This window comes from Paenibacillus sp. SEL3 (assembly GCF_054602585.1).
The window spans coordinates 3,468,834-3,491,151 of the sequence record NZ_CM137725.1 but is presented as its reverse complement, the minus strand read 5'-3'; the positions used below and the strand labels follow the sequence as shown (position 1 = coordinate 3,491,151).

General features: G+C 45.3%; 17 protein-coding genes. 10 read left to right on the top strand and 7 right to left on the bottom strand.

Features of this window, described 5'->3' with window-relative positions:
• Positions 1-85: 85 nt before the first annotated feature.
• The gene (locus ACYCS5_RS16100) at positions 86-430 is read left to right on the top strand and encodes a hypothetical protein (protein ID WP_016820169.1); all 345 of its coding nucleotides are present in this window, start codon (positions 86-88) and stop codon (positions 428-430) included.
• Positions 431-521: 91 nt separating this feature from the next.
• Here the strand turns inward: ACYCS5_RS16100 and ACYCS5_RS16095 are convergent, their stop codons facing one another.
• Positions 522-2,615: a pectate lyase family protein gene (locus ACYCS5_RS16095; RefSeq protein ID WP_459759779.1), complete on the bottom strand. Its 2,094-nt coding sequence runs from the start codon at positions 2,613-2,615 to the stop codon at positions 522-524.
• A 374-nt stretch (positions 2,616-2,989) separates the two neighbouring features.
• Between ACYCS5_RS16095 and ACYCS5_RS16090 the strand changes: the two genes are divergently transcribed.
• The 8 genes from ACYCS5_RS16090 (at position 2,990) to lacZ (ending at position 14,484) form a co-directional block, all read left to right on the top strand.
• The gene (locus ACYCS5_RS16090) at positions 2,990-3,511 is read left to right on the top strand and encodes a ClbS/DfsB family four-helix bundle protein (RefSeq protein WP_029516908.1); all 522 of its coding nucleotides are present in this window, start codon (positions 2,990-2,992) and stop codon (positions 3,509-3,511) included.
• Between the two features lie 75 nt (positions 3,512-3,586).
• On the top strand, positions 3,587-4,222 hold the full coding sequence (gene udk / locus ACYCS5_RS16085; protein ID WP_013308305.1) for a uridine kinase: 636 nt from the start codon (positions 3,587-3,589) through the stop codon (positions 4,220-4,222).
• Positions 4,223-4,481: 259 nt separating this feature from the next.
• The gene (locus ACYCS5_RS16080; RefSeq protein WP_459759778.1) at positions 4,482-6,041 is read left to right on the top strand and encodes a response regulator transcription factor; all 1,560 of its coding nucleotides are present in this window, start codon (positions 4,482-4,484) and stop codon (positions 6,039-6,041) included.
• Between the two features lie 38 nt (positions 6,042-6,079).
• Positions 6,080-7,891 carry a cache domain-containing sensor histidine kinase gene (locus ACYCS5_RS16075; protein WP_459759777.1) on the top strand — a complete coding sequence of 604 codons (1,812 nt, stop codon included), beginning with the start codon at positions 6,080-6,082 and terminating at the stop codon, positions 7,889-7,891.
• 386 nt (positions 7,892-8,277) lie between these two features.
• Entirely contained in the window at positions 8,278-9,567 is a 1,290-nt protein-coding gene (locus tag ACYCS5_RS16070; RefSeq protein WP_039274127.1) for an ABC transporter substrate-binding protein, read from the top strand.
• A 101-nt stretch (positions 9,568-9,668) separates the two neighbouring features.
• Positions 9,669-10,565 carry a carbohydrate ABC transporter permease gene (locus ACYCS5_RS16065; RefSeq protein ID WP_013308301.1) on the top strand — a complete coding sequence of 299 codons (897 nt, stop codon included), beginning with the start codon at positions 9,669-9,671 and terminating at the stop codon, positions 10,563-10,565.
• Positions 10,562-11,386 carry a carbohydrate ABC transporter permease gene (locus tag ACYCS5_RS16060; protein WP_013308300.1) on the top strand — a complete coding sequence of 275 codons (825 nt, stop codon included), beginning with the start codon at positions 10,562-10,564 and terminating at the stop codon, positions 11,384-11,386. Before ACYCS5_RS16065 ends, ACYCS5_RS16060 begins: the two co-directional genes overlap by 4 nt.
• A 53-nt stretch (positions 11,387-11,439) precedes the next feature.
• Entirely contained in the window at positions 11,440-14,484 is a 3,045-nt protein-coding gene (gene lacZ, locus ACYCS5_RS16055; RefSeq protein ID WP_459759776.1) for a beta-galactosidase, LacZ type, read from the top strand.
• A gap of 181 nt (positions 14,485-14,665) precedes the next feature.
• Here lacZ and ACYCS5_RS16050 read toward each other — a convergent pair whose 3' ends face one another.
• From ACYCS5_RS16050 to ACYCS5_RS16035, 4 genes are all read right to left on the bottom strand, one after another.
• Entirely contained in the window at positions 14,666-15,484 is an 819-nt protein-coding gene (locus ACYCS5_RS16050) for an alpha/beta fold hydrolase (RefSeq protein WP_254327292.1), read from the bottom strand.
• Between the two features lie 227 nt (positions 15,485-15,711).
• Positions 15,712-16,683, bottom strand: coding sequence for a YwqG family protein (locus tag ACYCS5_RS16045; RefSeq protein ID WP_459759775.1), 972 nt, complete (start codon positions 16,681-16,683; stop codon positions 15,712-15,714).
• Between the two features lie 120 nt (positions 16,684-16,803).
• Positions 16,804-17,373, bottom strand: coding sequence for a helix-turn-helix transcriptional regulator (locus ACYCS5_RS16040; RefSeq protein ID WP_459759774.1), 570 nt, complete (start codon positions 17,371-17,373; stop codon positions 16,804-16,806).
• 12 nt (positions 17,374-17,385) lie between these two features.
• Positions 17,386-17,697 (bottom strand): AraC family ligand binding domain-containing protein, encoded by a 312-nt coding sequence (locus ACYCS5_RS16035; RefSeq protein WP_459759773.1) that lies wholly within the window; start codon positions 17,695-17,697, stop codon positions 17,386-17,388.
• 130 nt (positions 17,698-17,827) lie between these two features.
• Here ACYCS5_RS16035 and ACYCS5_RS16030 point away from each other — a divergent pair, with 130 nt between their 5' ends.
• Positions 17,828-20,086, top strand: coding sequence for a beta-L-arabinofuranosidase domain-containing protein (locus tag ACYCS5_RS16030; protein ID WP_459759772.1), 2,259 nt, complete (start codon positions 17,828-17,830; stop codon positions 20,084-20,086).
• A gap of 161 nt (positions 20,087-20,247) precedes the next feature.
• On the opposite strand, the gene ACYCS5_RS16025 is transcribed toward ACYCS5_RS16030, so the two are convergent.
• Together ACYCS5_RS16025 and ACYCS5_RS16020 are read right to left on the bottom strand one after the other, a co-directional pair.
• Positions 20,248-21,396: an RDD family protein gene (locus ACYCS5_RS16025; RefSeq protein WP_049816965.1), complete on the bottom strand. Its 1,149-nt coding sequence runs from the start codon at positions 21,394-21,396 to the stop codon at positions 20,248-20,250.
• Positions 21,380-22,246 (bottom strand): LysR family transcriptional regulator, encoded by an 867-nt coding sequence (locus ACYCS5_RS16020; RefSeq protein ID WP_165149324.1) that lies wholly within the window; start codon positions 22,244-22,246, stop codon positions 21,380-21,382. Before ACYCS5_RS16020 ends, ACYCS5_RS16025 begins: the two co-directional genes overlap by 17 nt.
• Between the last annotated feature and the right edge of the window lie 72 nt (positions 22,247-22,318).

The window sequence follows — 22,318 nt, the reverse complement described above, 5'->3', positions numbered from 1 at the left end:
TTTTAAGAAGCAGTAGTTTATAGCACGGTCCAAAACTCCTTTGTGTGCATTTACTATCACATCACAACAAAGGAGTTGATTTGAAGTGGCCATTCGTCCTCCACAAACGCTGAAATCTACGGGCAGAAAGGTTCCTGTTACGAGATATCGCAATGTGAGTCCAACACAAACCCTTCGTAGATTTACAGTTATCTGGGCTAACAATGATGGTGTACCCTTTAACACGTCTGGATTTTTTGCAACACTCCGGCGTTTAGATGGAACCTTTGTCCAAGCTGCAGGCTTCGACCGCTTTGGTACTGCCCGATTCAACAGAGTCCGCACACCTACGAACCAGCCTTATATTCTGCGTACTTTTAGAGATGATGGAGTATTATTCCGCGTTAGATCCGTACCTGCTGGCGTATCCTCATTTGTCGTTATTGGTTAAGCTCATACCGAACGCAGCCTAAACGTGGGTAACCAAAAAAGCAACCAGAAACAGAGCATATCTGTCCTGGTTGCTTTTTTATATGGCCTACCTATTCGGAATCTTCTTCTACTATTGCATTTTTTGTAACGGACGTATTGTACACCGTTTTGAGCCAGTTTTCACTCGACCAGTTCAGCTTGCCTGCACCCGCTCCATCCTTGGCCTGCAATTGAGCAACCAGGTTAGCAGGGTCTTCGGCTGTATAGCTGTATGGCAACGTTGTGAACCCATTCCAAGAGAAGCTCTTGGCCTTCGCAGGATAAGGGGCTAACGGGCTATTCGCCTCGTCACTGCCTCCTCTGAATACGGTACCGTTATCCGAAAGGATAACGTCCTCGGCTTTGATTTTACCTGTGTAATCGGCTTTGTTAGGATCTTTTTGATTATTACGCACTGGAGAAAACACATCAATTAAATAAGACTTTTCTAGCAATACCGCGCCGTTTTCTGTTGAAATTGCACCATTACCCACGACATCAAAATGGTATCCCTTTGCGGCAATTGCTTTAGCCATGTCAGAAGTAATTCTTTTTTTGGCTCTGGCCAATCCGACATCGTCCATAACGATGTTATATGCATGAGCATTACCACCACGCAGACGAGGCATGCGATCCTGAATATCCAGGTAGTAATTATGATGCAGCGTCACTTCCAGATCTGCATTGTCGGAAGCCATTTCCGTAGCACCGATCAAATGCGCTTTCTTTTGTCCGGCAGCAATATCAATGATATCTTCTTTACTCATGCCTACTGCGCTGCTTCTCAGATAAGCGTACATAGGATAGGAAGACTTGTCTGCTTCCATCGCGTTGACTTGTTGGGTTACCCAGCTGTTGGAGCTGCGGTCATCTCCTTTGAACAAAGACCAGGAAATCGTAACTCCGTTACTACCTTTTTTCACATCTATCAGACCATCATAGGCTTTGTTAAATGTGCAATGGTCGATCCATACTTTGGAACTTGTACCTTCGATGGTAACATAATCCCAGTCATTCTTATCATAGTTCCCTTTGGTTGCTTCATCCCACTCCCAAAGTTCATCAAATTCGAGGTTACGGAAAATCAAATTAGAGCTTCTTTTGATGACAAAACCGGCATGTTTGATTTTCGCACCATTGGCAGAGAAAATCGTAACCCCATTCATATTTTCGATATAGACTTTGCTCACACCTGTCTTTTTCAGAACAGGATGTGTCTGTACAGGATTGTTGGCACTAAAAGGCATTACTTTGGCAGCACTAGGAATTTCATTCCAACCGAGATCAAGATCGTTCATAATCTCAATCACTTTAACTTTGCTGCCTTTCTTCAGTGCTTCGTTGAGATCTACAGCGTTGTAAACCTTTTTGTAGTTGGCATCTGTATCTGCAATGTTGCCACCACCTGTATTCCCATACGAAAAGCCAGTCAAATTATAGTTATTTTTAGAGGTTACATCAGTGTCCACTCCAGGAGTCGGTTTTTCTGTACCTGGTGTTGGTTTCACAGGCAATGTTCCTGGATCTACCTCAGAAGAAGCACCGGATACAATCACATTATCGAATTCGACAGCTGCTTTGGAGGTTACCAAACCAATGGCTCCAGCAGTGAGGCTGGTGTCTGTTGCGGACAGCTCCAGTTGATCATTGACATACATTTTGATTTCCGAACCGGATAGTTCCAGCTTGACTCTGTACCATGTATTCGTGTCCAGTTTGTATTTTTTATTGGTAGCCAGTGTCTTCATAGAGCCTTTGACTTTTTTTCGAATCTCAAGCGCTCCGTCTTTCTTGTTGTACAACGATGCTGCGTAGAAGTTGTTGGAATCTGTGTATCTACCTGCAACGTAGACTCGATTGGAGCCATTAAAATCATTTACATATACATCTGCTTGCACGCTGTAGTTCGTCCATGAGGCATTACCTTTAACGGAATGGCTTTCGCTTCGACTAGATTGCTGGTATGTAGAGCCATTCCCATCCTTGACCACAGACCAGTTCCCCGAATCCGCGGTCCAGCCTTGAGCTTCTCCCTGCTCAAAATCATCACTTATCTGTAAATTCCCATCCGCATGTGCATGACCTAGCAACGGTAATGATAAAGACAGTACCAACGTACTGCTTAACATTACACTTGCACATTTTCTTAGCAAACTCGATTTCATATAACAATCCCCTTCTTTATTAGATTCATGAATACTAAAGCAAAGGTTGCACCGTTCATCGGACATGATATTCCCAACGGTATATAACGTACTGATGAAGAGAATAATATCCCAACACCAATGAGGGCCCTCAAACGCTATACTCCAATAATTATAGGCATTTAAATATATATTAAAATATGTCTAATTACTTATCTTTTGTCTTAATCTTTCAATTAATTTTGCATCCTGTTTCGTGAACACGCCAAATTCTGTTTCATAAAATCACAAAAAACGATATTTTTTTATTTTTGAATAAGACATACAGTTGTCATATTGGGAATGGTACATATAAAGGGGTGAGTATCATCCATATCATTTAAAGGAGCGATGAGATGTCCAGCTACGACTACGCTTCCAAATCGGAGTTAAAGGAAGCCATTCATGCCTCCTACTTACGATTTGACGGTGAGTTTCAGGAGATCGACGAGAGCCAAAAAGATATTCGTATCCCTGAAGTAGATAAAACACCCGCAGAGATGATTGCCTACCAGCTCGGATGGCTTCATCTTGTCATGACATGGGACAGAGACGAACGGGAAGGAAAAACCGTCATCATGCCCGCCCCCAATTATAAATGGAACAGACTAGGCGAACTATATCAATCATTTTACAAGACTTACTCCCACCAATCTTTACGCGAATTACGCGATATGTTCAAGTTGACTGAGCAAAAGTGGCTGGATTGGATCGACACACTTAGCCACGAAGAGCTCTTCACTCAAGGCGTTCACAATTGGACGGGTACGAATCCAAACTGGCCCATGGCAAGATGGATTCACATCAACTCGGTGGCACCGTTTAAAACATTCAGAGCCAAGATACGGAAATGGAAGAAATACAAAGTTCAACAGTGATGAAAAAAAGTGTGCATTGTGCTACAATACTTGAGTTGTATCGGGATACATTTAGGGAAGGGTAAGTGAAACGCCATGCTTATTATTGGTATTGCCGGCGGTACAGGTTCCGGTAAATCGACGGTAGCACGCGCCGTCGTTGAGCGTCTGGGATCTAATAAAGTGACTTTCATATCTCAGGATAACTATTATAAAGACCATTCACATCTGAGTTATGATGAACGTGCTTTGGTCAATTATGATCATCCGTTTGCCTTTGACAACGAATTGCTTATTGAGCATCTCCAATGTCTGAAAAAAGGACAAGCGACACAAGCGCCCGTGTATGATTTTACGGTTCATGCCCGCTCCACGGACGAGACGGTAGAGCTTCTGCCAAATCATATCGTTATGTTGGAGGGTCTGCACGTACTGTCAGACGAAAAGCTCCGCAGTCTGCTTGACATCAAAGTATTTGTGGATACGGACCCTGATGTGCGTATTCTCCGTCGGGTTCTTCGCGATATTGAGGAACGCGGCCGCACCATCCATTCGATCCACGATCACTATCTGACTACGGTTAAGCCGATGCATGAGGCATTTATTGAGCCTTCCAAGAAATACGCTGACCTGATCCTTCCTGAGGGAGGACACAATGAGGTTGGCATTCAACTGCTGTCTATTTTGACTGAAAAATATTTGGCAGGAGATCGGACTTGGGGTACTGTATAAGGTAATCCCGGTTGTTTAAGGCTGTCGAGGTTTTCTCGGCTGCCTTTTTTGTGTTTTATATGCCATTCGGACTATTTTTTTTGGAATCCCCGTGTGGTTTATGTTAGCATGTAAAGGTTAAATGCTTTAGATTCAAGCTAAGTTGGAAGCGTTATCAAATATGTGCCTCAGATGATATGACGTCCACGTGATGGAGGTCTTTTTTGAATCAGAATTTTTGCAAAATCCTCGAATAGGTATAATTACGGAGAGTGCTGCCATGAATGAGCTATGCAACATTTTGATTGTGGATGATGAGATATTGGTACGGCAAGGAATTAAACACCATTTATCGTGGGAACAGTATGGATTTCGAATTGTAGGTGAAGCTTCTAACGGGAAAGAAGCATTGGAGCTGATTGAAACCTTGCGCCCTCATATTGTCATTACAGATATCGTAATGCCGATCATGGATGGCGAGGAGCTGACGCGCATAGTCAGACAGAACTATCCAGATATCGAAGTCATTGTACTTAGCAGTTACGGCGAGTTTAATTACGTGCGATCCACCTTTCAGCAAGGGGTTGCTGACTATATTTTAAAGCCTAAGCTAGACACGGATGAGTTGCTCCAAGTGCTCCAGAGAACCGCTCGCAAAATTCCATCCATTCAATATCAAGCAGATGCCGGGAATAGTCAAATTACGATAGATCATGTGATCGAAAAGCTGATCTCCGGGTATAGCATGGACTATGACGCCGAGCTGCTGAAGCAAGCATTCCCTTATACTCGTTTTGCGCTCATAGGTATAGAACAGTCGGTACAGCAGGATAAAGGGCGCTCCATCTCTGCCTCGGACCTATTTTCCAAGCTTACAGATCGAGTATCCTCTGCCTGTGAGCGCATCGTACTGCGACAACTGCCGTCTGATGCCTATGCGGCTGTGTTTTTAGCCAATCTTGATCCACGGGAAGTAGACGCCTGGATGGCTGCGGTTAGGGAAGTTGCTCAGGAGACAAAGCGAGTCGATCCACAGACAGGCTGGGCAGTTAGCCATTTATTTGATGAGTTCAATCAGATTAGTGTCGTCTATCAGGATGAACTGCCAAAACTGCTGAGTTACCGCTTTTATTTCCCAGGAACAGCGCTGCTCATAGAAGACGAACTTCCTCAGCCTGTACAGGTGAACAGCTCGTTCAACTTAAAACAGTTTACAGAAGAGATGAAGCGTGAGCATTTTGATACAGCTTTTCAGGATTTGAGATCCTATGTAGCCGCCATGTCCGGTAACTATACCTCTACCGCTTTTGAATTCAAATCGCTTCTCGGAAATATCGTGTTCAACATTACGATTTTGCTCGGGAACCAGGGGTATGATATGAAGGAGTTGGATGCGGCGAAATATTCCTATTTCAAAACAATTAATGATGCCCCTCATGTACATGAAGCCGTGCGCCTTCTGGAGACTTTTTTGGAGGAAGCGAACAGACAGATCATGGCTAAAACGCAGCAAGGAAGCAGCGCAAGCATGAAAAAACTGCTGGAGTATATTGAGGAGCATCATGCTGAAACGCTCAATTTGACGACACTTGGGCAATATTTCCACTTTAACCCTTCCTACTTGTCCAGTTATTTTACGGCACACCATACAGAAGGTTTTAGCGAGTATCTGAACAAAATTCGGGTTGAAAAAGCAGCAGAGTTACTACGGTCGGGGACGATGCCCATTTCGGATATTAGCAGCACGGTAGGCTATTCGGACCCCAGCTATTTTACCAAAGTGTTCAAAAAAGTGAAGGGTTGCTCGCCCAGTCAGTACCGCCGGGAGCATCTCTATTAGAGAGTAAGCCACATCTGCCAGCAGAAAAGAGATTGAATATGAAAAGATATATCCATAAGATCAAATATCAAGGTCTGTTCTTCAAAATCTTTATTGTTATGGTGGTCAGCATCACTGCAGTGTCCTTGCTGACCTCTTTGGTGACGATTCGGATGTCTGAACGACTTTTTGCTGAGACATTCAGTATTACAAATGCCAAGGTACTCAGCCAGATCCAATCCAGCTTTGAATCCTTCAATGATTCTATCGTGAATGCCGTAACCCATGCTTCGGAAAATGGAACGGTCAAGAACTATCTGACTGGCGGCCAATCTGACTCGATTAACTCGGCGAGGATTTACTTCGGAATGGCACAGCAAATGAGGCAAATTAAATCGAACGTCGATGCCTATGATGTCGGTGTCGCTGTAACAGGTCTGAACGGTCGGAGCTTTTACTCCGACTCTTCCTATTGGCCTGTAACTGCGGAAGAGCTTAAAAGCAGTGCGATTACAGCCCAAAGTGTAGCACGACCGGCACAGCTTATGTATCAATTGGATACTGAATTATTTCAGCAACAAATGAATACCACCGCGCAAAAGCCAACACCCTATATCATCGCCTCCAAACCATTTATGGAGCGGACCAGTGGCACCCTGTACGGCATGATCTACATCGCTATCCGAGAGCCTGAATTTCGCCGTTTCTACAACAATTTCACGAGCAACGGCAATGATGTGCTTATTTTGGACAAGTCGGGATTAATTGTATCAAGCAACCGCCAGGACCTGATCGGACAACGCTCCAGTGAGCTGCTAGGCTATGCCACAAAAATCAATGAACAGGGATTGAACTACATTAATGCGGATGTGATGAATAAGGAGAGTATCCTCCTTTCTAACTATATCCCTTCATTTGATTTTTATCTGGTGAACATGATCGACAGACAAGCCGCGATTGGGCAAATTATTGACGTTAAATCCGTTGTCTGGATCTGCATTGCCATCGTACTGATTGCTTTGGTGATCGTTTTTCTGATATCCCGTCGACTAATTCGTTCCCTGACTCGACTGGTGAAGCAAATGTCGACCATACGTGAGAAAAATTTTGATAATTATATCCCGGTAACAGGCAGCTATGAGGTTAGACAATTAAGTCATGCTTACAACTACATGTTGGATGAACTAAATGACTATATCCGTAAGCTTTTAGAGACGCAAAAAGGCCAACGAAACGCAGAGCTTGCTGCACTACAACGGCAGATCAATCCGCATTTTCTGTACAATACACTGGCTTCGATCAAAATGCTGGTACTCAAAGGAAACAAGGAAACAGCCGCCGAAACGATCAATGCGCTCATTTCCTTACTGCAAAATACAATCAGCAATGTGAGTGAAACAATCACCATCGAGCAGGAAATGGCCAACATGCAAAATTATGTGTTCATTAACCATGTGCGCTACGGGCAACGGGTACAAGTGAATTATTTTGTATCACCCGATTGTCTGGAGTACCATGTGCCCAAGCTCATCATTCAGCCTTTTATCGAAAACTCCTTTTTCCATGCGTTTAATGAAAAAAATGTAGGCCACATCTATATATTGGTGTCCAAAACGGAGGATACATTGATCTGTGAGGTGGTCGATGATGGAGACGGTATGGATTTGGACGGGCATACAGCGCAAGACGGACTACCAAATCCCAAGAGCAAGCGCCAACTGTTCACAGGCATCGGCATCCAGAATGTGCACAACCGCATTACCCTTTTATATGGAGAAGAATACGGCGTGACCATCTCCAGTAAAAAAGGCGAGGGCACCAAAGTAAGAATGACGTTGCCACTGATCGTGAGATCAAACGACTCCAAATAGATGTACACGAAGCGCCACTACGCGGTCGGATGGTGCTTCCCATCGCTGTTGTACCCAGATTTCTTTAGTCAAGTTATAAAGGTTGAAATCCGGGTACAAAGGCGACCGCTACGCTTGTACAGCACCATTCCGCCCACTCCGTTCTTGTTCCACCTTCTTTGTCTTTAGTTCATGATCATAAAAAAATACCTAAATCAAAAGAAAATACTAATGTAAGCGGTACCTTTTTTCATAAATCATAATAATAAGACCAATCCGTATAAAGATATTCCTAACACCGACAAAGTATGGATGGTACACTAGATTTACAAACAAGGTAACCGCTTTCATTCAAGAGATTTAGAACTAGCAAGCAACATATAAAAAAAGAGTAGGGGTTGAACAAAATGAAAAAAATGACTTTCCTTCTGCTGATTGCAAGCTTGATCTTGCTATCCGCATGCTCCAGCAATTCCGAGAAAGCAGCTACTACAACAGATTCAGGCAAAAAAGAAATCACCGTCTGGGCTTGGGACCCGAACTTTAATATCGCAGCCCTGAAGCTGGCAAAAGATCGCTACGTTGCGAAACATCCAGATGTAACCGTAAACATTGTTGAATATGCTCAAAACGATATCGTACAAAAAATGAATGCCGGCCTTAACTCCGGATCTACCAAAGGATTGCCGAACGTGGTTCTGATCGAGGATTATCGGGCACAGAACTTCCTGCAAGCCTATCCTGATTCTTTCCATGATATGAGCAGCACGATCAAAGCATCCGACTTCGCTGATTATAAAATCGGACCGACTAGCTACAATGGCAAGCAGTACGGTGTTCCATTTGACTCCGGTGTTATGGGACTGTATGTAAGAACAGATTATCTGGAACAAGCTGGCTACAAAGTAGCGGACCTGACCAATATTGATTGGGACAAATTTATTGAAATTGGTAAAGCCGTAAAACAAAAAACAGGCAAAGAAATGCTGACTCAAGATCCGAATGACCTCGGTCTGATCCGCGGTATGATCCAAACTGCAGGTTCATGGTACCTGAAAGAAGACGGTAAAACACCAAACCTGGCTGGTAATCCAGCTCTGAAAGAAGCGCTCTTGACGTACAAATCCTTGTTCGACGCCAACATTGTTAAAATGAATGCCGACTGGAGTCAGTTCTTGGCTGCATTCAACAGCGGTGCAGTTGCTTCCGTACCTACAGGAAACTGGATTACACCTTCGATCAAAGCTGAAGCTTCACAATCCGGTAAATGGGCCGTTGTTCCTTTCCCTAAGCTGAAAAATATACCTGAATCCGTGAATGCTTCCAGCCTCGGCGGCAGCTCCTGGTATGTCCTCAACTCGGACGGTCAAGATACCGCTGCTGATTTCTTGAAAGAGACATTCGGAACAGATCCAGAGCTGTATCAAGATATGCTGAGCAAAATTGGAATTGTCGGTTCATTGAACGCAGCTTCCAGCGGTAAAGCTTATGACGTGGAGGATCCGTACTTCGGAGGCGACAAAGTATATAAGAAATTTGCAGAATGGACTAAACAAGTTCCAAAAGTCAATTATGGTCTGCACACGTATGCCATTGAGGATATCATGACCGTTGAAATTCAAAACTATCTGAACGGAAAAGATGTAGACGCAGTTCTGAAAGATGCTCAAGGACAAGCGGAAGCACAGCTTAAATAAGACAGTCCATCTAGCCAAGGCTAAATAATAAAACGAAAAGCACTTAAAACCTTGGGCTTGCGAGTTCAAGGTTTTATTGCTGCACAGGGAGTTGACATGGTATGAAGACAGCCGCGCCCAAAATAACTACAACACGTCTCAAAGCAGGTATGACAGGATGGTTGTTCATATCCATCGCAGTGATCATGATCGCCGCTTTTTATTTCTATCCGATGATTCAGGCGCTTATCTTGTCCTTTAAGACAGGTACAGGGTCTAATCTGAGCTTTAACGGCATTGATAACTACAAGCGACTCTTCACCGATAAAATGTTTATAACCGCCGTGAAGAATACGTTTATCTATTTAATTTTCCAGGTGCCTTTGATGGTCATTCTGGCTCTGTTCATTTCGGTATTGTTGAATGATAAAAACCTGAAATTCAAGGGCTTTTTCCGCACCGCTATCTTCTTGCCGTGTATCACATCCCTTGTAGCCTATTCCGTTGTCTTCAAGTACCTGTTCTCGTCCGACGGTCTGGTAAACTCCTTATTGCTGAATCTGCACGTGATTGGCACGCCCATCCAATGGATTACAGATCCTTTCTGGGCCAAGGTTACGATTATTATCGCGATCACATGGCGCTGGACTGGTTATAATATGATCTTTTACCTGTCCGGTCTTCAGAACATTGACAGTTCCATCTACGAAGCGGCCCGTATTGACGGAGCTTCCCCGATCCGACAGTTCTTCAGCATTACGGTTCCACTGCTTAAGCCGATTATCCTGTTCACTTCGATTACATCAACGATTGGTACACTCCAACTCTTCGATGAAATTATGAATATTACCAAAGGTGGGCCAGGGAACGCGACATCTTCAATTTCGCAATATATTTACAATCTGTCCTTCAAGTATTCATCCGACTTTGGTTATGCGGCGACCGTATCTTATTCCATCGTCATTATGATCATTATCTTGTCGATTATCCAGTTCAAAGTGGCAGGTGAGAAAAAATGATGAAAACAAAAAGAGCATTTACGTACGCCTTTCTGATCCTTGTGTCGTTCGTTTCGATTTTCCCGTTCCTGTGGATGCTATCCAGCGCCACGAACCTGTCGGTCGATGTGACCAAGGGCAAGCTGCTGCCTGGCTCCCATCTGATGGATAACATGCACAATTTGCTTGAAAAAGTGGACATCGTTACCGCACTCAGTAACTCTGCAAAAGTCTCCATCTCAACTACGCTGCTGGCTATGCTAATCGCGTCATTGGCTGGTTATGGCTTTGAAATTTACAGAAGTAAAGCGAAAGACGTTGTCTTCAATATCCTGCTGATGTCTATGATGATTCCGTTTGCGGCGATCATGATCCCGCTCTACCGGATGTTCGGCAGCATTTCTAATGTCATACCGTGGATCGGTATTGATACGCTCTCTTCTGTCGTCATTCCGACCGTAACTACGGCGTTCCTGATCTTCTTTTTCCGTCAAAGCACCAAGATGTTTCCCAAAGATCTACTGGAGGCAGGTCGTATGGATGGATTGTCCGAGCTGGGTCTGTTCTTCCGGGTATACATGCCTACAATGAAAACAACCTATGCCGCTGCCGCGATCATCACATTCATGTCCAGTTGGAACAACTACCTCTGGCCTCTGATTGTGCTGCAAACGCCGGAAAATCAAACGATTCCGCTGTTGATCTCGAACCTCGGCTCCAGCTATGCACCGGATTACGGTGTCATCATGATCGCCATTGTCCTGTCCACACTTCCGACTGCACTGGTATTTTTCCTGATGCAGAAACACTTTGTAGCGGGCATGGTGGGTTCGGTAAAATAACAGATTTCTGTGTACGTTCTTCATTTCAATTTTAAAAATAAGGAGTGTTCGCCTTGACCATCCAACCCCCTAGTCTGGACTGGCTGACCGACGTAACCAAATTTGCTGTACATCGGCTGCCCGCCTATTCCGATCACAAATATTACGCTACGCTTCAGGAAGCGGAGCAGCAAGCTGATATGGCTTGGCGTCATAGCCTGAATGGGAGCTGGAAGTTTAACTATGCAACAAATCCAGCCAGCCGTCCGGTAGAGTTCTATACTCCTGGCTTTGAGTACGGCGGCTGGAGTGATATTCAGGTGCCGGGTCACATTCAGACGCAAGGCTTTGGCCAAATGCAGTACGTGAATACGATGTATCCGTGGGACGGACATTCGGACGTTCGCCCACCCCATATTCCGGAGGATCACAACCCGGTCGGGAGCTATATCAAAAGCTTCGTTTTGCCGGAAAATATGGCTTCCGACGCGCAGCCTGTGTTCATTTCTTTCCAAGGCGTCGAGTCGGCTTTCTATGTATGGTTGAACGGACAATTTGTCGGTTATAGCGAGGACAGCTTCACGCCGTCTGACTTTGAACTGACACCGTTCTTGCAAGCTGGCGAAAACAAGCTGGCGGTAGAGGTATATCAAAGAAGTACAGGGGCATGGCTGGAGGATCAAGACTTTTGGCGTTTTTCCGGTATTTTCAGAGACGTATATCTCTATACCATCCCTACGGTTCACGTACGTGACCTGCATGCCAAGGCAGATCTGGATGCTTCCTACACACAGGGCCTTCTGGAGCTGAAATTGACCTTGGAAAAACCAGCAACTGCCTATGCAACTGTCGATGTGAAAAATGCTGTCGGCCATGTTGTAGCTTCTTTGAAAGCTGACTTTACGGATGGCACCGCTTCGCTATCAGCCACCTTGGAGCAAGTGCAGCGCTGGAGCGCGGAGAAACCCTATTTGTACACGTTGTTCATTCAAATTTATGATGCCAGTGGATCGCTCGTGGAAGTTATTCCACAAAAAATCGGCTTCCGTAAATTTGAGTTGATCAACAAGGTCATGCATTTGAACGGCAAACGTATCGTCTTTAAAGGTGTGAACCGCCATGAATTTAACGCTCGCACCGGACGTGCGATTTCCCGTGAAGATATGCTGTGGGATATTCGGACGCTCAAGCAGAACAATATGAATGCTGTCCGCACCTCTCATTATCCAAACCAGACTCTGTGGTATGAGCTATGCGATGAGTACGGAGTCTATGTAATTGATGAAATGAACTTGGAAACACACGGTTCCTGGCAAAAACTCGGTGCCGTCGAGCCATCGTGGAATATTCCTGCCAATCTGCCTGAGTGGCAAGATATCGTCATGGATCGCGCCATTTCCATGCTGGAACGGGACAAAAACCACGCGTCCATTCTGATCTGGTCCTGCGGCAATGAGTCGTATGCAGGCGAAGTGCTGCGCAATGTAGCTAACTATTTCCGAACCACCGATCCGAGCCGTCTAGTGCATTACGAAGGCGTGTTTCATAACCGTACGTACGATGATACTAGCGATATGGAGAGCCGGATGTACGCCAAGCCTGCAGATATCGAGCAATACTTAAACGATAATCCACAAAAGCCGTATATCAGTTGCGAATATATGCATGCGATGGGCAATTCCGTAGGCGGCATGCACAAGTATACCGAGCTGGAAAACAAATACGAGCTATATCAGGGCGGTTTTATTTGGGATTATATTGATCAGGCTGTTATGAAAAAAGATCGCTATGGACGCGAGTACCTCGCGATCGGCGGCGACTTTGACGACCGTGCTACAGACTATGGCTTCTGTACGGACGGAATTGTCTATGCAGATCGGAAGGTTTCGCCGAAGATGCAGGAGGTCAAATTCCTGTATCAAAATCTGAAGCTCACCCCGGATCGCAGCGGTGTAACCATTCGCAATGAAAACCTGTTCGAAGGAACGGGGGACTACGAGCTTGTATACAGCCTGCTGCATGAGGGCCAAGAGATCGCACGTAATGCCATTCATGTGGATGTGGCGGCTCAGACCGAAGCGTATATTCCACTGACGTTCCCAAGCACAGACGAGAAGCCCGGTGAGTACGTCATTCACACCGCTCTGGTTTTGAAGGAAGCGACGCTCTGGGCTGAGGCTGGACACGAAGTGGCCTTCGGACAGCATATTTTCATCGTGGAAGATCCAAATCCGCTGCAGCTCCCTACGGTCGGTGCCTTACGAGTGGTGCATGGCGATGTAAATATTGGCGTTCACGGTGCAGATTTCAGTATCATGTTCTCCAAAGGAGCAGGTAGCCTGACTTCACTTCGCTACGCCGGACGTGAGATGATCGCTACACCTCCTGCTCCATTGTTCTGGCGGGCGACCACAGACAATGATCGGGGAACCGCACTGGGCTTTGAAGCCAGTGGCTGGTTCGCTGCAAGTCTGACACGTAAATGCGTGGGCATCGAGGTCACGGAAGAGCAGACAGACCGTGTAACTGTTGCATTCCGCTACACGCTGAGCATTCATGCGGACGCACAGGTAACGGTAGCCTATACCGTCTTCGCAGATGGCAGTCTGAACGTAAAATCGACTTATGAAGGCGTCTCAGGACTGCCTAACCTGCCGATCTTTGCCCTTTCGTTCAAGGTTCCAGCGGACTACCGTCATCTGGACTGGTATGCGATGGGACCAGATGAGAATTACATCGACCGGGCCTTCGGTGCTAGACTTGGCGTATTCCGGAACGAAGCTGCGGATAACGTGTCCGGATATGTTGTGCCACAGGAATCCGGCAATCGTACAGGCGTGCGCCGTGTCGATATTACTGATGATTCCCAGCGGGGCATTCGCATTACTGCACCTGCTACCGCACCAGTGGAATGCAACATTTCGCCGTATACAGCGTTCGAGTTGGAAAGTGCATACCATCTGTATGAGCTGCCCAACGTGTACTATACCGTTGTCACCGTAGCTGGCAAGCAAATGGGCGTAGGCGGCGACGATAGCTGGGGAGCCCCGGTACATGAAGAATACCAAATTACAGCCGATCAAATGCTGGAATTCGAGTTCACCGTGCAGCGGATATAAATAAACTCCCCGTATAGGCAAGTATATATAACAAAAGCCCTTCCGCTGCTTCCCTGATGGAAAGCCAGAAGGGCCTTTGCATTTTATCATTCCAATCATACTGTCAGCAGAAAATAAAGTCCTAGGTTGTCGTTGTTTCATTGAATCAACGTTTCCCGTTAGTTCATGGATTAATATCAAACTAAAATCCAAACTCTGTTACTCTTTCAAGCCACTCACGCATAAGTGACTCAAATAATAGAGCCTGTTCAATCTGAAGATTATGCCCTGCTCGATCTAAAACGGCGAAGGTTGCTCTAGGATAATTATCTAAAATTCTAAAAGCATCTATGTAACCAACGACTGCATCTTGTCGCCCAAGAGTAAATACTGTTGGTTTATCAAAAACTAATTTATCTATATTGGTGGAAAACCCATAGTTTCTTTGAATCTTGCTAAGAAAATCGTAGTCAGCGATCTTACAACCTGCCACTATCTCTTCAGAATACCTTTTCCAATTATATTCATTGAGAACGACTTGATTTGCGCTAAAATCACTTATTTGCTCTTCACTTAAGGTGCCCATAAACTCGCGATCACAATGAACAACAAAATGCTCGGGCAGTATTCTTCTTTTGTGTTCAGGAATAATTAATGGACAAATCAGAGCAGCTCCACCAATACGATCTTTATGTCTATTAATTATTCCCCTTGTAATATATCCACCGTACGATTCGCCTGCTATGAGATAATCCTCGTTTGGGACAAGAGTTTCAATAAAATTTATAACTGCTTCTAGCATATCATCTGAATTACATATTTGATCGTAATCCTTTGTTTGTCCCATTCCAGGCAGGTCAAGATAGATACGACGCCAATCGGAATTACCTTCAAATATCGGTTCCATGCACCCACTCATTAACCGATGGTCTGGTGTAAAACCATGAATCATTATAATCGGTTTGCCTTTACCAATTTCCTCGTAATATATATTGGCATTCTTGACTTTACAATATGGCATACAGACCCTCCAAAATTGAGTTATTTATAAAATTCTTACACCAAGAAGAATCTACATTGTTTTATCAAAAAAACAGATCTCCGGTTCGTTTTGATTATATACTCATATATAACACATGTAAAGAACGCTTGTTCCCTTTTCTTATTTCTAGAGTTAAACTAACCTGCCCGTGAGCTGAATGAAGCAACGTCCGTCTAATACTTTATTTTCCCAGTCTAGAACTTTAGCTAGCTCGTAGCCAGATTGACATACGTTCGCGTGAAATCAAGGTTCTTCAAGTCCCTTTGATCTATAAAAAACTCCAAATACCCCGCGTCCCACCAGCACATACCAACCTCGTCCAAAGAAGAGACCGAGAGCAGAACATGCCAATTTTCCGAAGCCTGATCGTGCTTTTCCCGATTCGTTTGATATTCTTGTAGCTGAGGCAGCACTTCGGATCGTAAATGCTCCGCATAATCCGTACTCCCCCTATGCGTAGCTTGCTCGATTTCCTTATGAATCTGACTCTCACTCTTATGCCAGTTAAACAGAAGACCCTCAAGCCCGTTTCGGCGTAGATAAGCATCCCGCCGGGTGTTCCCTGCAAAAGATTGATGCTGCCCCCACACCGTGTCACTTTGTTCACATACAAGCTCATACAGCTCTTCGTACTGATCTACAAGAATATCTCCTAGCTCACCCTCCGACCGAATGGTAATAATCGGCTGAAAGGAAATCGCATAGGCGGTGAAATCTCGTTGCTCTGCCGAAACCTCTACGCACCCAGCGGGCGGTAATGTTTTGTGCAAAGCGCTGCTGTCACCGTTATAGTAAAAGATTTTATGGTCAATATCATAGGCGGGCTCATCCAGCCCAAGAAAAAAGTATAGTATGCCCTGATGAGGCAATCCCTCAAATGGTGAAAAAGGCAGCTCACTCAAATTAATTTGAGCAATAAACGTATAATATTCCCCGTCTAAATTACAAGGCCACTCTATCGTGGGTGGCAGATCTGGATAGCCGGCGATCCGACTATTTCCAATGTGTTCGTAGTTTTCCTCATTCTCCACATGAAATTGTATAGCAGCTTGAGCCTCCTGATGAATCTCTTCTTTTAACTCTTCATCCAGTGAATACCCTTCCAGTATTCGAGTCAGTTCATCCTTTAATGGTGGTTGTAGCATCTCGCTCGCCCCTTTTTCATCAAGTAATAACATAGCCTGCTACCATTTAAACCCTTCCCTCAGATTACCATATTAAGTGACTCCGTCAATTGACCAAATACTGCACCAGTTGCCTCCTATGGACGGTGGCACCCAACTTTTAGTAGAAATGCACTAGACATTGTTCATAAATGTTTTGTGATAGGCATTCCGGTATTGGGAAGGAGTCATGTGGGCTCTCTTTTTGAACAAACGCATAAAATACTTCTCATCGGTATAGCCTGCCTCTTCGGCAACCTGCTTAATGCTCATATCTGTACGGGAAATCAACTCTTTGGCTTTGTTGATACGAATACTGTGAATGAACTCCAAGGGGCGCATACCTGTGTTTTGCTTGAACAAACGAGAGATATAATCCTTGTTATAATTGAATTTTCGAGCTAAATCCGTCACGGTCAGCGGCTCTTCGGCATGAATTCGGGTCCACTCAATAATTTTGTTAAAACTCACATTCCCCTGTGAATGAGCAGGATTGGAAAGCAAGCGGCTAAGCGCCAGTTCTGATATCTCGATCAGCAGCGAGGTGAACAAATAATTGGCACTGTGATACGTAAGATAATGTGAGTTGGCTACATGCAAAATCTGATTGACGATAATATGAATCCGATCCCCGTTGTCTGCCTGTACACATTGCGGTAAATAGATATCCCGCATCTTGCCATGACGCTGCAAAAGTCCATTCATAGCACTTGTTTCCTACTTCATTTCCTCATTAGATAGTACATTCGGGGTCGCGGGAACATCGAAATGAAACCAATAAAATTTTACACCCGGCAACGATTCCTGGTATCCTTTATGCGTACGACCGGGGTAAAGCAATAGAATATCTCCCTCGCCTACTTCAAAATCCTCCCGTTCCTCTCGTATATATACCGTCTCTTGGACACCCAGGATCAGCTCAAAATTATCAATGGAGCGACTCATATGCTTCCAAGGCACCTCGGAAACAAACTCGCCTGCCGAGATCAGTTGGATCGGAGCATCTACATTTACTTTTAGATAGGTCATGTTATCGCCTCTTTAGATTCATGTTCGGATTTGTCCACCCATTGTATGGTTAAGCTACTGACATACCGCGATTCCAATGCTAATGTAGTGGAGAAATATACACTTTCATCTTAGCTAAGGAGCGATGATTTTGAAAGCTAAAGCTTTTGACTTGCATAAAGTAAGAATTGATTCCAGCCCACTTTTACATGCGATGGAATTGAATACGGCCTACCTGCTGAGTTTGGAACCCGATCGTTTATTATCGCGCTTTCGTGAATATGCGGGACTGGAGCCCAAAGCGGCTCACTATGAAGGCTGGGAAGCGCGTGGCATCAGCGGACATACACTCGGTCACTACCTGTCCGGCTGTGCACTGATGTTTGCCTCCACAGACGACGAAAGACTGTTGGAACGCGTGAACTATGTAGTCGACGAACTGGAAATATGCCAAAACAGTCATGGAAACGGATACATTTCCGGCATTCCACGTGGGAAAGAGATTTTCGAGGAAGTAAAAGCCGGAGATATCCGCTCCCAGGGCTTTGATCTGAACGGTGGCTGGGTGCCGCTATATACCATGCACAAACTTTTTGCGGGCTTGCGTGATGCACATCTGCTGGCGCATCATCCCAAGGCCCTGTCTATAGAAATCAAACTCGGCAACTGGCTGGAGGATGTACTTCAAGGACTGGACGATGATCAGGTGCAGCAGGTGCTGCATTGCGAGTTTGGCGGTATGAACGAGGTGCTGACCGATCTGGCGGAACATTCGGGAGAAGAACGCTTTTTGAGTCTGGCGGAACGCCTTTATCACGGAGAGGTGTTAAATGATCTCGCAGATAGCCAAGATACGTTGGCAGGGCGACATGCCAATACGCAAATCCCCAAAATCATTGGCGCTGCACGGCAATTTGAAATGACGGGGAAACCGCAATATGCGGACCTATCTCGCTTTTTCTGGGATCGGGTGGTTCACAAGCATTCCTACGTGATCGGCGGCAATAGTTATAATGAACATTTCGGTGAACCTGGCAAGCTGAATGACCGTTTGGGCGAAGGTACCTGTGAAACTTGTAACACCTACAATATGCTGAAATTAACAAGACATATGTTCGAGTGGGACGCCTATGCAGCCTATGCCGACTACTATGAACGAGCGATGTTCAATCATATTCTAGCTTCACAGCAGCCTGTAGATGGACGTGTGTGCTATTTTGTATCGCTGGAAATGGGAGGACACAAGTCCTTTAATTCTCAATATGAGGATTTCACATGCTGTGTCGGGTCCGGTATGGAAAGTCACTCCATGTACGGCACTGCAATTTATTTTCACACGCCAGAAGCGATCTATGTCAATCAATATGTCCCTTCTACTGTGACATGGGACGAGATGGGCGTACAGCTCAAACAAGACACTCTCTTTCCGCAAAATGGACGGGGAACGCTGCGCGTTATCAGCAAGCAGCCCAAATCCTTCGCAATCAAGCTAAGATGCCCGCACTGGGCGGAGCAAGGGATGCTGATTAAAATCAACGGGGAAGAGTACGTCACAGAGGCCTGTCCTACCAGCTACGTTGTAATGGAACGGGAATGGAGCAATGGGGATACGATCGAGTACGATATTCCTATGACCGTGAGAGTCGAGGAAATGCCGGATAATCCACACCGAATTGCTTTTATGTACGGCCCGCTTGTACTGGCTGGGGACCTTGGCCCTGTTGAACAGGAGTCCAACGAGGAACGTCTGCTTGCGTCTGTTCTGATCGGATCGACCGATTCCCTGACAACGAAGCTGATTGCTGACGGGAACGAGCCTAATACATTCCATATGACCGACTTAGGCTATATCGGAGACTTGCAGCTTCGTCCGTTTTATCAGATGTATGATCGTTCATATACCGTCTATTGGGATCTCTTTTCCAAGGACGAATGGACAGCAACCGAGGCAGAATATCGTACCGCGTTAGCGTATCAGCTAGAGCTGGAACGACTTACAGTGGACGTTGTGCAGCCTGCCGAAATGCAGCCTGAACGGGATCATGCCTTTACTGGAGAGCATGTAGGTCTAGGGTCCATCTATAACCGCAAATATCGCGATACCTGGCCTGGGGGCTGGTTCTCTTTTGTCATGAAGGTGCTTCCGGATGATCCTGTCCAATTGGCGGTTACTTATTTGAAGGACTTGAGCCGTCCCCATAGTGACTTTGACATCACTGCGGATGGCCTGATTTTAGGGGAAGGCAAGCTGGAGTCTGAGGAAATGAATAAATTCGAAACGTTCGTCTATGAGCTTCCTCTATCTGTGACGAACCACAAGAATGAAGTTACGATTCAATTCAAGGCCCATCCACAAGGCAAAGTGGCGAAAGTAGCTGGATTACGAGTGATTAGACACTCTATTGTATGATCAAATTATCTATATAAATCTACTATTCCGCCTACTGCGTTTTGATGTTCGTTTTTTTAAAGGAAGTTTATAAAACAACAAGCAGACGCTTCTATAAGCTGTCTGCTTGTTCCACTTACTTCCTTATAACTTCGATTCATCGTCATTGCTTCATGTTCACTTCACAGCATGTTCATTTCGCGGAAACTGTCTCTAATCTTGCGCAGCTCTTGCTGTGCTCGACCATAGCGGGAAGCGTAGGTCCAAGCAAGCACTTGATGATAATGCGAAGGTGTTTCAATCGTGGTCACGTTATACATGGCCAGATTCCCATCTATTTTTCCTTTTAGGGTAAACTCAATGGCAGGATATCCGTTCACCACCATATCTGAAGCGGTCCCCAATTCAGGGTCCGTAATTCCTGACACCAAATGATCCTCAATGATTCCTTTATATTCTTGAAGAGTCATACTGCTGTCAAAATCGCTTTTCGGTTCAGACAATACAATCAGATATCTTTCGGTAAATTCATTTTTAATGGCGATGTCCGCATCCTCATTAATCCTATTATCTCGTGACCAATTCCAGGGAGCCGTAACCGCAAACTGGCTATCCTTACTGGTAAATACCTCAGGCTTCATGATTTGCGTAATGAGCATAGAAATTAAAGATACAGCAAAAACCATTGAAATGATCGTCGTCAGGATGATTGCTCCTGCAATAATCCCGGTTTTCTTTCTGCCCACCTTTCCCAAATCCCTTACCTTAACCACATATGTATTCGCAGCCATATCTCCAATCCGTTGTTTCCGAGGTGTCACCAGCACACATATACCGGCGGGCAGTCCCATGAAAAGCAGCGGATTCGTATCCACCAGATGTATGAGAGTGCGGATCAAGGATTTAACCATGCCTGGCGGCCTTCCTTCTCCATTCACAACCTGAATACGAAGTACAAACTTGCCCAGCGTATAGCCTGTAAGTCCTTCCAGTAACAGATAATAGCAGAAGGAGCCGATCAGGAAGAGCATCACTACCATACCCATATTTGGGGTTTCCGCTTCAGCTACTTTTTCCGCTGTAAAATATACCAGCCCTCCGTACCCAAAGACGATAAGAATGAAGTCAATCATCCAAGCCGCCCATCTTCTGAAAAAGATAGAGGCACCGTATGTTTCTGATAATACTGCCATCTTATCCGGTTCTCGTCGCTGATAACCGCCATTCCTCACAAATTCTCCCGGAGCTACTGTAGATGGATTTTTCAATAAATTAGGTTCTTCCAAATGATACACCCCTGATGTCAATTTAATCCTAGTTAAGTATAGCATCCTTTTTCATCCAATGGAGCAAGCCTGACAGTGCACTGGAGTAAACCGAATCCCGCCGATGAACAAACCACACCTCTAATTTACGATATTCCTCAGGTAAACGATGAGAAGCAATACTTCCCGCCTCCTCTGCCTTTGCAATCGACGATTGTGGCAGCATGGACACTCCCAGGCCAGAAGCTACACCACCCAAAATGACTTCCAATGTCCCAAACTCCATAACCTGATACGCATCCACACCTGCTTCGCTCAGAAAGCTTTCCGCTCTTGTACGATGCGTGCAGCCTACGTCGAAGAACAGCATAGGCTTGGCAAGCAACTTGCTCATATCACTTTCTCCCGGTTCCGAGATGAGTACCAACTCCTCTTCAAACGCCGCAACATGCTCTATATGCGGATCATCGACGGGGCCATAGACGAACGCTCCATCTAATTCGTAATTTAATACCTTTTGTACGAGATCATGGGTGCTGCCTGTCATAAGCGATAGATGGACATCAGGATATTGAGCGTGATATTCCATCAATAAAGAGGTCAGATGCGTAACCGCCGCCGTCTCAATCGAGCCCAGTCGCAAAGGTCCCGCGGGCTGGTCTGAATATTGAGTGGACTTTACAGCCTCGTCTAGCAAGGTCAGTATGGTATCCGCATATTTCAGCAGATTCTCTCCTGCTGGCGTTAACGTCATTCCCCGGTTAGATCGGCGAAATAGCGGTACGTTCAATTGTGCCTCAAGCTGCTGAATCCGCGAGGTCACATTGGACTGTACATAATTCAAAACTTGCGCAGCCTTCGTGATACTGCCCTCGCGAGCGACGGCCCGAAAAATTTTCAAATCACTGCTTTCCATGTATACGTCACCTGCTTGGTATGATCATTTGTGATACTCACGTTCGATTTTGTTCATTTTACCGGATGCTTG

Coding starts and splice junctions, on each gene's coding strand:
- ACYCS5_RS16065 (WP_013308301.1), top strand. CDS start 9,669: ATGAAGACAGCCGCGCCCAAAATAACTACAACACGTCTCAAAGCAGGT.
- ACYCS5_RS16090 (WP_029516908.1), top strand. CDS start 2,990: ATGTCCAGCTACGACTACGCTTCCAAATCGGAGTTAAAGGAAGCCATT.
- ACYCS5_RS16080 (WP_459759778.1), top strand. CDS start 4,482: ATGAATGAGCTATGCAACATTTTGATTGTGGATGATGAGATATTGGTA.
- ACYCS5_RS16025 (WP_049816965.1), bottom strand. CDS start 21,396: ATGCTATACTTAACTAGGATTAAATTGACATCAGGGGTGTATCATTTG.
- ACYCS5_RS16035 (WP_459759773.1), bottom strand. CDS start 17,697: ATGACCTATCTAAAAGTAAATGTAGATGCTCCGATCCAACTGATCTCG.
- ACYCS5_RS16050 (WP_254327292.1), bottom strand. CDS start 15,484: ATGCCATATTGTAAAGTCAAGAATGCCAATATATATTACGAGGAAATT.
- ACYCS5_RS16040 (WP_459759774.1), bottom strand. CDS start 17,373: ATGAATGGACTTTTGCAGCGTCATGGCAAGATGCGGGATATCTATTTA.
- ACYCS5_RS16075 (WP_459759777.1), top strand. CDS start 6,080: ATGAAAAGATATATCCATAAGATCAAATATCAAGGTCTGTTCTTCAAA.
- udk (WP_013308305.1), top strand. CDS start 3,587: ATGCTTATTATTGGTATTGCCGGCGGTACAGGTTCCGGTAAATCGACG.
- ACYCS5_RS16020 (WP_165149324.1), bottom strand. CDS start 22,246: ATGGAAAGCAGTGATTTGAAAATTTTTCGGGCCGTCGCTCGCGAGGGC.
- ACYCS5_RS16045 (WP_459759775.1), bottom strand. CDS start 16,683: ATGTTATTACTTGATGAAAAAGGGGCGAGCGAGATGCTACAACCACCA.
- ACYCS5_RS16070 (WP_039274127.1), top strand. CDS start 8,278: ATGAAAAAAATGACTTTCCTTCTGCTGATTGCAAGCTTGATCTTGCTA.
- ACYCS5_RS16095 (WP_459759779.1), bottom strand. CDS start 2,615: ATGAAATCGAGTTTGCTAAGAAAATGTGCAAGTGTAATGTTAAGCAGT.
- ACYCS5_RS16060 (WP_013308300.1), top strand. CDS start 10,562: ATGATGAAAACAAAAAGAGCATTTACGTACGCCTTTCTGATCCTTGTG.